Source organism: Bradyrhizobium sp. (genome assembly GCF_049519115.1).
Taxonomy (GTDB): domain Bacteria; phylum Pseudomonadota; class Alphaproteobacteria; order Rhizobiales; family Xanthobacteraceae; genus Bradyrhizobium.
This window is the reverse complement of record NZ_JBEKRB010000102.1, coordinates 1-11,616: the sequence shown is the minus strand read 5'-3', so window position 1 is coordinate 11,616 and position 11,616 is coordinate 1. Positions and strand designations below refer to the sequence as shown.

General features: G+C 62.8%; 10 protein-coding genes and 2 pseudogenes. 4 read left to right on the top strand and 8 right to left on the bottom strand.

The features are described 5' to 3' along the window. Nucleotides 1-23: 23 nt before the first annotated feature. Together ABSE61_RS34435 and ABSE61_RS34430 are read left to right on the top strand one after the other, a co-directional pair. Nucleotides 24-215, top strand: a pseudogene (locus ABSE61_RS34435) (transposase); the annotation flags it as partial. 8 nt (nt 216-223) lie between these two features. Then, nucleotides 224-424: a hypothetical protein gene (locus tag ABSE61_RS34430; protein ID WP_423875645.1), complete on the top strand. Its 201-nt coding sequence runs from the start codon at nt 224-226 to the stop codon at nt 422-424. On the opposite strand, the gene ABSE61_RS34425 is transcribed toward ABSE61_RS34430, so the two are convergent. After that, nucleotides 335-679 carry an ester cyclase gene (locus tag ABSE61_RS34425; protein WP_423875647.1) on the bottom strand — a complete coding sequence of 115 codons (345 nt, stop codon included), beginning with the start codon at nt 677-679 and terminating at the stop codon, nt 335-337. The genes ABSE61_RS34430 and ABSE61_RS34425 overlap by 90 nt on opposite strands. Before the next feature lie 56 nt (nt 680-735). Continuing rightward, nucleotides 736-1,248, bottom strand: coding sequence for a site-specific integrase (locus ABSE61_RS34420; RefSeq protein ID WP_423875646.1), 513 nt, complete (start codon nt 1,246-1,248; stop codon nt 736-738). A gap of 19 nt (nt 1,249-1,267) precedes the next feature. Between ABSE61_RS34420 and tnpA the strand changes: the two genes are divergently transcribed. After that, nucleotides 1,268-1,696 (top strand): IS200/IS605 family transposase, encoded by a 429-nt coding sequence (tnpA, locus tag ABSE61_RS34415; RefSeq protein WP_423875644.1) that lies wholly within the window; start codon nt 1,268-1,270, stop codon nt 1,694-1,696. 41 nt (nt 1,697-1,737) lie between these two features. Here tnpA and ABSE61_RS34410 read toward each other — a convergent pair whose 3' ends face one another. Then, nucleotides 1,738-2,118, bottom strand: a complete 381-nt coding sequence (locus ABSE61_RS34410) for a hypothetical protein (protein ID WP_423875643.1) — start codon at nt 2,116-2,118, stop codon at nt 1,738-1,740. 38 nt (nt 2,119-2,156) lie between these two features. On the opposite strand from ABSE61_RS34410, the gene ABSE61_RS34405 reads away from it, so the two are divergent. Continuing rightward, complete coding sequence (locus ABSE61_RS34405) at nt 2,157-2,432, top strand: hypothetical protein (RefSeq protein WP_423875642.1); 276 nt, start codon at nt 2,157-2,159, stop codon at nt 2,430-2,432. Nucleotides 2,433-2,826: 394 nt separating this feature from the next. Here the strand turns inward: ABSE61_RS34405 and ABSE61_RS34400 are convergent, their stop codons facing one another. The 5 genes and pseudogenes from ABSE61_RS34400 to ABSE61_RS34380 form a co-directional block, all read right to left on the bottom strand. Continuing rightward, a complete protein-coding gene (locus tag ABSE61_RS34400; RefSeq protein WP_423875641.1) occupies nt 2,827-4,104 on the bottom strand; it encodes a TIGR02679 family protein in 1,278 nt (425 codons plus the stop codon). After that, nucleotides 4,101-8,279 (bottom strand): TIGR02680 family protein, encoded by a 4,179-nt coding sequence (locus ABSE61_RS34395; protein ID WP_423875640.1) that lies wholly within the window; start codon nt 8,277-8,279, stop codon nt 4,101-4,103. The genes ABSE61_RS34400 and ABSE61_RS34395 overlap by 4 nt, the downstream gene beginning before the upstream one ends. Beyond that, nucleotides 8,276-9,565 carry a TIGR02678 family protein gene (locus ABSE61_RS34390; RefSeq protein ID WP_423875639.1) on the bottom strand — a complete coding sequence of 430 codons (1,290 nt, stop codon included), beginning with the start codon at nt 9,563-9,565 and terminating at the stop codon, nt 8,276-8,278. Before ABSE61_RS34390 ends, ABSE61_RS34395 begins: the two co-directional genes overlap by 4 nt. Then, nucleotides 9,562-11,082: a TIGR02677 family protein gene (locus ABSE61_RS34385; RefSeq protein ID WP_423875638.1), complete on the bottom strand. Its 1,521-nt coding sequence runs from the start codon at nt 11,080-11,082 to the stop codon at nt 9,562-9,564. Before ABSE61_RS34385 ends, ABSE61_RS34390 begins: the two co-directional genes overlap by 4 nt. Before the next feature lie 310 nt (nt 11,083-11,392). After that, a pseudogene (locus tag ABSE61_RS34380) lies at nt 11,393-11,616 on the bottom strand (hypothetical protein); the annotation flags it as partial.

Here is an 11,616-nt window from a genome sequence, read left to right as displayed (position 1 = left end):
AAGCCTGAAGCTTCGAGACGTTGCGACGTGAGCGCAAGAAGATCGAGATGCGGTTTGCGCACCTGAAGCGCACCCTGAAGCTCAGCCGACTTCGACGGCGTGGTCCACGAGGCGCCCAGGATGAGTTTGTTCTGGCCACCATCGCTCAGAACCTGCGGCGGCTCGCAACCCTGGTCGCGCGACCGCCACCAGCACAGGTTCTGTGCATCGCGTAGAGTTGGAGTTGCGTAAAAAGCGTCAGGGCCAGCGCGGTAAAGCCGTCGCTCCTAACAAAAGGCCAAACGACCCGATCCCTTGGTTGTTGACTGTCGTCTATGTTGCCGACACATCGAGGCTATCGGCGCCATTCCATTTGCAGCAAGAGCCCGAGGTCGTCACGCTGCGCCAGGTGCTCAACGATCTTAACCGCGCGCAGCCGAAATAGATGGATTTGACCTTGCCTAAATCGCTTGCCTGTGGGGGCTACACCCTGAAATCCTCCGGTGTGTACCCCCGTCATCGTCACTTTGACGGCCACGCGATCACCTTCGCCGAGCGCCTCTATCTCTTCAAACCGCAGTTCCGAGTACGCGTCGCGTAACCATTGACCGGTCGCAAGAAAGCCAGCCGGCCCAGGAAGGTTTCGGTCGATCTGTTCGGCATCATCCTCCGCCTCCCGGTTGATGAAGTCCGCCGCGATGATCCGCTCCGCGAAGCTCTCTAGGCGATCACCAAAAGCTTCATGGTGTTCTTCGGCTAAGCGGCCGAGAACGCCTGTCTAAGTTCGATTACTTCGGACGTCGGCGCCATATTCATTAGGGAAATCGTGCGATCAGCGATGGTATCGGCTGCGGCCAGCAGAAATGCATCTGCGGAGTGGATATACCGCGATGTGATCGATCTGCCCTTGTGGCCCAGTAGGCACGCGATAGTCGGCTCGGAATGGGCCAAGTCGTGTGCAAGAGACGCGAATGAATGGCGTAGAACATGAGGTGTTACATCTTTCGGCAACCCTTCAAGCTGCACGAGACGACCCCACACCCTCGCAAACCCGGTCATCGGACCCAAACCTCGCGCTGCAGGGAAAACCAGTCCGCTTTTAGTGGTTTGCTCACACAGTATGTCGCAAGCCGCTCGCGACAGAGGCCTCACCGATTGGCCTGTTTTGGTGTCACCAAGAAAGGCAGTTCGCCTGGTTAGATCAACTTCTTCCCATTTTAGAGTCCCTTTTCTGGGATCCGTAAACCCCTCGCCTTCAGGCGACGGGATGCGGTAGCATCCTCCTATTATGCAGACGGCGAAATCCGGCAGTCACACGATATGGGATTGCAAATATCATATCGTATGGGTGACCAAATATCGATACCCGGTTCTGGTTGGGGATGTCGGGCTGCGTGCAAGGGAACTGTTGCGGGAAATCAGCCGGAGCCACGAGATGTCGATCCACGCCGGGGCGATAAATCGTGACCATATTCACCTGCTGCTCTCGATCCCTCCGCAGCTGTCGGTGTCTCGTGCGGTGCAATACCTCAAGGGAAAGAGTTCCCACAAGCTTCTGTCGGAGTATCAGTCGCTGAGGAAGCGCTATTGGGGTCAGCATCTGTGGTCGCGTGGATATTGGGTGGCGACCAGCGGCAATGTTACCGATGAAGTCTGGAAGAAGTACATCGAAGATCAAAAGCCGGAAGAGCCGGATGACAATTTCAAGGTTGTCTGAGAAAATCGACCCGAAGGGTCGATCAATCCGGCTTCCAGCCGTCAACCGAAGCCACCGCCTTTAGGCGGTGGAGTGTTCACACCGACCACCTCGCCCATACGCCAGCCTGTTACCATTAGAAACTGTGCGGCGGAGATTAAAGGCGGCCACAAGTTCTCTTGAATCGCCCGGCTATGGGCTTTTCCGATTAGCAGATATTCTTCATCTCTTAAGCGTCGTAGTCGTTGATTATCCGCAAATCGCTCGACGCCGCGAACGGGGTTGTCGCTTCTCATTCCTCGACGCAATGCATAGGAGAAGATCGCTCCCAATAGTCCAACCGTACGAGTGGCGGCGCCCTTTCCGCCCCGAACATTTGAAAGACCGCGCGTTTTTTCGGTTCGAGACTTTTTGGCCGTTTTCCCCTCTGCTATCGAATACATGAACGCTTCGATATCGGAACGCGTTACCGACTTGACTGATGCTTCCCGAGAAGGGGTTTAATGTGACTTTCTATTCGGCTCTCGTCCGTCAAAAGCGTGCCGGCTTTTTTCGGTTGCTTGCGTTTACTCAAAATCCGGCCAGCTTTTGCGTCAGCAAGGTACAGATCGCACAACTGAGAAACGGTTTCTGCATGCCGCTTCGATTGCTTATCCTCTGCTGGATCGGCACCGTTAGCGACCGCGCCGAGAATACGCTTCGCTTCTTTCCGGGCAACCAACAGGTGTCCAAGGCGAGCCATGCCTGCCAAGCGTGAAAACGCGCTGTCGACCTTCCGCTGTCCGGTAAAAGATGACGTAACTGACCGCTTCGGACTTTTGTCGGCGGGCTCCAAATCCTGTAACCTCTAAATCCCAAATTGTTGTGTCTGGTGCTAATCCGGCAATTTCACGTAGGCCAATGCGGCGCTTGCTATCCATTTTCCGTCGCTCCCTAGCTAGCAAATAGCTAGCAATGTCGCGCAGATTCTAGCAAAACGAAGCAAAGCCATCCATATAGAAACACCTGTAAAATGCGCACTTCTCGCAACATTTCAAATTCGATCAAACAGGCGCAAATATAAAAAGTCGCCCTCCGAAGGCAAAGGTCACACGTTCGAATCGTGTCGGGTGCGCCAAATTGCCACCATTCAGAATAAAGCCACGAACCGGTTATCGCGCGGGCCCGAGGTCTTCCAGCAGTGAAGATGCAAGAGCTTCTTCAGCGATCGAGAGACGATAACGCTGCATCGCCGCCATCAACGCGTCGTCCCAGTTGGCGCGAACGGCCTTTCCCGTCAGGGTCTGGGCCATATCCGATGCGGCTTCGGCGGCGGTCGCGTAGTCGGCCGCCTCAAAGCGCCAGGATTGTGCGCCGTGCTCGCGCATCACGTGGTTGCCGATTGTTACACCCGGCCAATCGAAATCGCCGTGATAGCAAAGCTGCGCTCGTGCATTGGCCAGCTGCGATAAAAGACATCGCTGCGCGGCAGCCGGCATGCCATCCGTGCAGACCAGCGGTTCACAGCCGGCGCCCCAGTGATCCGCAGCGATGGCGACAAGATTAGGATTTTCGCAGATATAGACCTTGCGATCCGCGACGTCCCAAGGCGGCGGAGAGCGTAGCAGCGATCGCAGCGAGGCGTAGGCAGGCTCTCCGGGCGGACGATCACGGGCCGCCGTGCCGCGGACAGGCAGATTCAGGAATAATGCTGGTCGCGCCAATTCATTGACGAGCACGCCGGCCCTTGCCCAAACGTCGCGGTCGCGCTCGACGCGACCGGCCAGCTTCAGATCTTTGTCTTCTGTTTGATCAAGAACATCATCCTTGCCGTCCAACCGCGCGATCAACTGACGCCAGATAGTTAGCACCAGAGTGGCTGCCGGCTGTCCCCCGTCAAGCCCATGCGGATCGCCCAGCGCATCGGCGGCCAGTTGCGAACGTGTCATGCCGCTCGCGGGCAGGCGCTGCAATACGGCTTCGACACGGCGGCAGAGCTGGAGCGCTTCAGTTGGGTTCTGCCGCGTGAGCCGCTTGAGTAATCCCATGCCCGCCGGCGTTTGGAGCAATTCGATCAATGCGTCGTGCGTCCTGTTCTCCAGTACATCGGACCACATCGTTTGTAAGGCCAAACGCGTCGTGGCGAGATGCGCGATCGGGCCGTCGAGTTGTTCGAGTGCGTCGCGCAGCGAAACCGCGATGCCGGCATTCCTGAGTGCGAGGTCGATACGGCCGACATCGACTTGCAGGGAACCCGCGTAGCGGCCCGGGCGGCCCAGCAAGGATGCCAGCGCAGCGTGTTCGTCCACGGTGAGTTGATCGATGCGGAAGCCTCCGAACGGGGCATCGAGCGGTGCTCGTTCGAAGCGCCGGCGCAGGCGCTTGCGCAGCGAGTCAAATCGATCGTCGCCGAGCAGGCGCTGCAGCCGCGGGTCGATCGCCGCGCTCATGCCGATGCGAACCTGCGATCGGGGTCGTCTTCACGCGTCTTGGCACGGCCGTCCCAAGTCCAGCGCGAGACGAAAACCGCGTCGATGCCTTCGCGGCGTTGCAATTGACAGATGGCGACGCCGGGTAACTCGGCATAGCAGGCCCATTCGCGTTCGCTGGTAATCACGAAGTCAAGGTCGAACTCGCGGATGAGTCCCATGCAGTGGGCGCGCGCGGCGTCGTCGATGCCGGCGAATGCTTCGTCGAGCAGCATCAGGCGCGGTGCCAGCTTGTAGCTGCCCTGGCTGTAGAAACTCGCGATCGCGGCGAACAGCGGCACGGTGAGACCGAGCGCACGCTCGCCGCTAGAAGCCGGGCCGGAAAGCTTGCGCCAGTGCCCGTCCTGCCAGCGCTCGACGCGAAAGCGGTGCCAGCGGCGATAGTCTAGCGCGCGCGTCAGTTGGTCGATCAAGGCGGCGCCAGCCTCCGTCCCGACGCCTGAAGCGGTGCGTTCCCGTTCAGCGGCGATGCGCTGCTGCAGCATCGCGCCCACCACCCGCCGATCTTCGGCCGACCACAGATCTGCGCTGGTATTCAGCAGGCGTTTTCGCGCCGCATCGAGGCCGACCGGGGCGCCTTCGTCTTCGCCCAAAGGCTGCCATAGCAATCGGTAGCGGACACCGGTGGAGGTCGGACGGCTGTGCAGTTCCTTGTTGATGGCGTCGCGCCGGTTCTCGGCGGCCTGCAAAAGCCTTTGCACCTCCGATGCGATTTCGGCCTGCAAATGGTTCTCCAGAACAGTGCGTTCCTGTGCGGTGAGCAATTCGCTGCGCTGTGCGATCTCCTCGATCAGCCGCGCGGCGAGACGATCCGGACGTTCGGGTCTGTTCTGGTAGATGATGTGGGCGATCAATCCCCAGTCATTGTGCTCGGACTGGGCGCGGTGGCCGAGCGCGCTGAGGGTTGTTTGCAGCTCGGTCAATTCCTGGCTGATCTCCTTTTGCACGCGTGCCCAGGTCTCTTCCTTGTCATCCAGCGACGACAGCTCCTGCTCGGCGCGGCGCGCGAGGGTGAGGGCGGGATCGATCGTCCAGACCGCACCCATATCGGGCACTTCAAGCTGCGGAAGCGCTGCGGCGAGCAGGCCGGTGCTCGTGAACTGTTGAAACTTCGAAATGGCTTCGGCGCGTGCGTCGCTGCATCTTTCGAAATGCGCGTTCGCATTGCTGGCTTGTTCCTGCGCGACCGCGCGCGCCTGGCCGGATTTGATCAGGGTGCCGCGAGCCAGAGCGAGGCCGGTATCGCCAGCTTCGACGGCGGCCCGGGCTTCGACCAGTTGCCGCCGCAATTCCTCGACCTCTGCGCCGATGGTGTCGCGCAGCACCTCGAACCGGCTGGACGCTTGTTCGGCCTCGATCCGGGCCACGGCGCAGCGTTCTTCCTGCGCCGTCAAATCGTCACGCGCTTCGCTTTCGCGCAGATGTTCTTTTCTCAGGTTGGGGAAGGCCTGTCGCGCCTCGCGGATCGCCTGCGTCAGCTCAATCTGCGCATTCTGATAGCTGCCCAGTGCCGCCTCGACGCCCGCGAGGTCGCTCGGCAATGCAGGCAGGCGCAGGTCGGTGGCGTCGGCTGTGCGCCGCTGCCGCGCCGCCTGCAAAGCCTGCTCGCTCGCATCGCGCTGCACAGCGGCTTCGCCCCAGCGCTGCCGGGCGATATCCGCTTCGCGTGCGGCGGCAGCCGCCGCCAGATGGGATTTGCGCAAGCTTTCGTCCGACGGAGCTAACCGCCATTCTTCAGCGGCCTGATTCTGATCTTTGCCGAGTTGATCGGCTCCCTCTCGCACGGCTGCAAGTGCATCGGCCAGCTGCGCCAGCCGGGCGGCAATTTCGGCCAACCGCCGTGCGCGGGCGGCGGCGCGGGCCGCATAGCCGATATAGACAGCTTCCGGCTTGCTCCATGCGCCGGCGAGCGCGCCGAGCCGGAAGCGGCCGTCCGCCGCGATCCAGGTTTCGCTGTCGACCGGGTCCTCATCGGCACAGGCGATGCCGGACAACAGTTGCCCGACGACGGTGGCGGGAACCATGCTGTCGGGCGGCACGTTGGCCTGCAGCCAGTCGGCGAGCGACGACGATTGCGACTGCCGCGCCAGCATCTGCGCATCGAACAGCGGGGCGCCGCCATCGCGGGACTGCATACGGCCATCGGGCGAGATCCAGGAATCGAGCAGGCCGGCGGCTTCGAGCGCAGCTTCAAGTCCGGCCCGTTGCCGCATGGTGATGGCCGCGCGAAAATCCACCAGTTGCCAGAGCGGAGCCCCGTCGCGGCCGTTCCGGACATTTTCCGCGCGGGTGTGAGGTTGCGGCGGCATGGTATCGAGGCCGCCTTCAAGGCGAAGGCGTTCGTCGTCGAGCGCGGTGCGCTCGGCCTGCAGGGCCTGCTGCTGGCCCTCCAGCGCCACGCGCGCCGCCGCCAAACGCTCGCTGGCCTGCTGTTGCGCGACCTGCAAGCGCTGGCGTGCCGGGTTATCACCATCCAGCGCCACGACCCATTCAGCCAGCGCTGCAAGCGCGGCGAATCCGTCATCCGAGCCGATCGGCAACTGCTTCAAACCGGCAAAGCAGTTCTGCCAGGACTGAACCAGGGTTTGCCCTTCGCGCTCCACATCGGCATCGGCTTGTTCGCGCCGATCCGCTGCAGCTTCGGCCGTCTCCCGCGCTTCGTCGTGCCTCGTCTGGCGCTGCGCATGGAGGGTTTCGGCTACGGCCACCTCAGCATCGCGCCTGCGCAGCGTCGCGATATGGTCGCGCCGTTCGGAGACCACAGAGCCCAGCCCGGAGCGCGCGCTTTCAAAGGCGGCCGGCGTCCACTCGCCGAGGGTCGCAGCGTCCAGGGCGGCGAACGGATGTTCCAAATGGAGGCTCGCAACCCCCGCGGCTTCGGCATCGGGGATACATGTCCGGCGCAGCTCGGCGATCTGACGTTCGGTCGCTGCCACGCGCCGCGCGGCGGCTTCCTTTTCCTCGATACCGCGGTCCAATCGCCGACGCGCCCCGGCGACCGCATCGACCGCGATTCCGAATGCCCGCTGGCGGGCGGCGGCATCGTTCTCCGCGGATTCCAGGCGGTTCGCATCATGCATCCCGGCGCCCGATTGGAGGGTATCGAGCCGGGCGCGTTCGCGCTTGAGCGTGACTTCTGCCGCGTCATGGGCGATTTTAGCGCCTGCTTCGTCCGCCTCGGCCGTTTCAAGCCGGGCCTGTGCTTCCCCGCGCGATCGGCTCGCATTGTCGAATTCCGTCTGCGCCTGGCGCAGTATGCGGGCCTGTCGCCGGCTCTGGGTTCCCGCATAGATACGATAGCGCTGATCGAAGCGATCCACGGCCTTTGCCAGCGCCTGATAGTCCTCCAATTGACGGCGATCGTCTTCCAACTGGCCTAGCGCTTCGGCGACATCGCCGAGCAGTTCCTGCGCCAGCGGCGGCAGCGCCTCGGTGAGGGCGTTCGACAGCGCCGCTTCATCCGGCTTTTTCGACAGTTGTGGCTGGCGCAACTGGATCAGCGTATTCATCAGCGCGTCATAGCGTCTGACGCCCAGATGAAACAGCCTTTCATCGACGGCGCGGCGATAGCCGGCGGCGGTGTCGAAGATCTGGCCACGGCCGTCGAGCGCCTCGCGCAGCCGCTCGCGGGTCAGGACCACGCGTTGCTCGCTCATCAACCGGAAGTCCTGATTGATGCGCGGCGCGTTGTCGGCATCTTCCAGGATGAAGAACCAGCTATCGACCTGCGGCCGCGCCGCGACAGCGGAGAGCCCGGCACCGAGCGTGAGGTAGTGCAGCGTGCCATCGTCGCCGCGACGGCCGAACTCGATCCAGGCATAGCCGGTTCGGCGGTCATAGCTGTTCATCAGCAAGTTCCAGGACATCTTCTTGCTGTTGTCGCCATCGGGCTCGATGCGCGACGATTTGAGTTGCGCATCAAACAGGAACGGAAGCGTCAGTGACAGCACTTTCGATTTGCCGGTGCCGTTATTACCGCGCAGCAGCAGGTGCCCGTCGCGGAACCAGAATTCTTCGCTGTCATAGTGAAACATCTCCACCAGCCCGAGCCGCAGCGGTTGCCAGCGGAGCTGTGCGGGGACCGGCAGCGCCGGGCGCTCCGTCAAGGCCGTAAACGAAGCCGGACGATCGTTCATGCGAAACCGGGTTGGCCGGCGGCCGCTGCCGGCATGCGGTCCGTATCACGGAGGTTGAGAATGTCGGCCTCGCCGAGCCCGAAGCGGGCGATCGCCGGCAGCGGTTGGATCCTGTCCGCGTTTCTCGCGACGAGCTGCAGCTTCTCCAATCGCTCGATCGCGATCGCTGCAAGTTCGCGCTCGGCGCCAACTTCCCGCGCCGACTTGCGCCAGTATCGGCCATATCGGTTTTTGGCGTCGCGCAGGAAGGCAATGACGTCCTGGTCCGAGTAGCCGATTGACGATGCCTCGATGTCATCCGTCTTCGGTTGCCTGAGCCCGCTGGCGAGGAATTCTGCAACCAGCAGCGTAGCGTGAGCATCGGTGCCCTCGGCGGGCATGGCCACATCGGTCAGCACGCCGGTCTCATCAACCAGTGCTAGCCCTTCGGCGCGGTGCTCCGCAACGAGCCCTGCAGCGTCGCAAAGACGATGAGACATCGGGCCACGTTGGTTCATGAAGTAAACACGGGCCTCGTCGTCCAGCGTGTCGATATAGATCACCGGGTCGTCGAGAAGGCGCCGCGCGAGATGATGGCGGAGCGCGGTCCGGCGACCCTCATCGCTGTCCGACACATGCTCGCTGACCAGGGCCTGCAGGCGCGCGTCGAGCGTGGCAGGGGCGTCATCCGGTCGCCAGGTCGATGGACCACGCACGGCCGCCAGCATGCCGGCAAGGGTGCGACGCTGCACGTCGTAGAGCGCGTCGGCCTGCTCGCCTGCGCCGTGGACAAAGGCATCTTCGTCGCCAACGACGCGCTGCAGGACGCCGATCTCCAGCAGCGTGCGGCAGACAGCCACCAGTTCGCGGCGCTCGTGATGGCTTCCCAGCGTGAACGCGAAGCCGAGCGCGGCCAGCGTCGGCTCGGCGGCGAACTGCAACAAACGTTCGCCGAGCAGGCGCAGCGTGATCTGCGGCTCGGCGCGCTCAAGCACGGCGCAGGCCAGGCAAAGCAGCACATAACGGCGCCGGTCATAACCAGGCAGGCCGCGCATGCTGGCGGAGAGGTCCGCCGGCCGTTTGTAGAGCCGCGCCCCCTCTTGTTCGATGTGGAGCGGCCAGCCGGTTTCGCGGGCGAACCAGTCGCGCAACGCATCGGCCTGGCGACGGACCGCGGGAAAATCGTCGTCGGCCGGGGTCATCAGCGGCGTCATCAACAGCGCGCGCACCGCGCTCCGCAATTCCTCGCGCTGGTGCAGCCGTTGTTGCTGGCCGATCCTGCGACTGTCCCCGGCAAGATCAGTCATCGGATGTCCTGCGTCGACGTGATCGTGATGAGGTGGTCGCGCCCGGAAAACACGCCATGTGGCGTATGGATCTCGGCCCGGCTCCCGGCCGCAAGCGGCGTCAGGCTTATCTGCAGCAATCCGTCGCCGGTCTGCCGCGCCACGGCGGCGTCCGGCCCGGCCTGTTCGGTCAGCGCTTCGCTGAGCAGCCCGAGAAAAAGACCGAAGGCATGCGCGTCGAGTTCGCGGAGATCGGAAAGCCGGATGGGTTGACCGGTCGCGAGCCGCCGGCGCGCGGCTTCGACCTGTAGCGACTCTTCGGCGAGTTCGAGCGCCAGCCGCGCGCGCGCTTCGGCGCGGTCGCGGATGCGCGCCATCGGCCCGCGCGGCGCGGCCTCGCCGTATTCACGCAAGCGGGGATGAATCTGGAGTGGCGGCGCATCGGCCCAGCGTGTGCTCGCCGGCAGGTCGGCATCCGCGTCGGTATTCAGCGCGAAATGCCGTGCCTGATTGAGCGCGAATGCAGCGCGCCCCAGCCGGTGCGCGTCGCCGTCGGTCTGGCAGGCCGCAAACCAGCCGGCGAGGACGCGAAAATCGGCGGAGCGATCGCTGCGGCCGCTGCGGCGTTCGTTGATCGCGGCGATGGCGCCGAGCAGTTGCGGGATCGCCGACCGTGCTCTCGCCCTTAGTAACTCGGCTTGCGAAGGCTCATGGCCGCTCCGGAAGAACCAGCCATGCAAACCAATCCAGCGTTCGCGCCAGGCATTTCGGTAAAAGGTCTGCGCCTCGGCGCGATCCGCTGCATTGCCGGGGGCGGAATCGCGTGCTTCGCGTGCCGCGACCTGTTGCAGCAATGCGTCGATATGTGGCTCCAAGGCCAGGATGTGGCCGGCGATGGTGTCGGAGCGGCGCACCAGATCGCCGATGAACCGCTCCAGATAGTCGATCAGCTGGCGCTTGTAAGTCGCCACTGCCGTCGCTTCGGCCTGCTGCAGCGCGATGCTGCGGGCAACGCCGACCATAAAGGCCTGTGCATTGTCAGCCAGGCTTTCAAAGACGCGCACCAGATCACGGAGCGTTTCGTGGACCTTTGCGACATCGGCCGCGACCTCGCCAGCCAGCGTTCGCAGCGCCTGCAGCCGGTTCGCAATGTCTTCAAGCGCCACTGTTTGCAGTTCGGCACGCCGTTGCAGCGTCTGGACGAACTGCGCCAGCGACGCTTCGACAGCCTCGCCGCCGTGCGAGAGGCGATACAGAAAGCGGGCGCGGTAGAAGTCGCCGAGGCTCGAAACCCGCGCCGTGTCGGGATGCGATTCCAGATTGCCCCATGTGGTCAACTGGGCGAGCGCAGCGTTGACGTCCTCGATCCGCGGCAGCATGCTGGACCATCGGGCCTCGGCCTGGACTTCGTCAGGCCTCAGCTGCAAGCGGTACTGCCGTTTAGCCGTGGCAAACACGTCCATGATGCAGCGATAAAAGTCGGACTTCTCGGCACTCACATGCCTGAAAAGCTCGGCTGAATCGCTCACTGCGCACATGGGGTCTCTTGCCGAAGGGCTTCCGCTGAAATTGCAGGTCCGTGCAGCAGCGTAATACATTTGCCGTCGGGCGACAGCAAAATCGGGTTCCATCCACTGGCGTGCGCAACCCACATTGTCCCCCTCTGAAGGAGGTCTGAAATTATATTGTAATTTCAATTACATAAGAGTTCGTAGTTTTGTTCTGAATGGCGCGCCAACGAAACCAAGTACTTACCAAAATCACTGAACCAGAACAAAATGGCCTAGCTAGCAGATAGCTAGCGCCATCTTGGCTCTGCAGAAAACCGCGCGCTTCACAGCGTCCCGCTTACGGAATGGCTTTGCTTGCTTTGCGCTCGGCGGCCCAATCGCCGGTTCGTTCCGTGTTTGACGGCTGCTCGGCGCGCGGTTCGACGCTCGATCGCATCAGCGGCCGCTTGCTATAGACGAACCACTTGTTCCGATGCAGCGGCGCGAGCCAGGCCTTGAACGCGGCCTTGCCGGCGAGGTGGGCGTGGTTGCCAAAGAACTGCAGGCGGCCGGCGTGGTGTG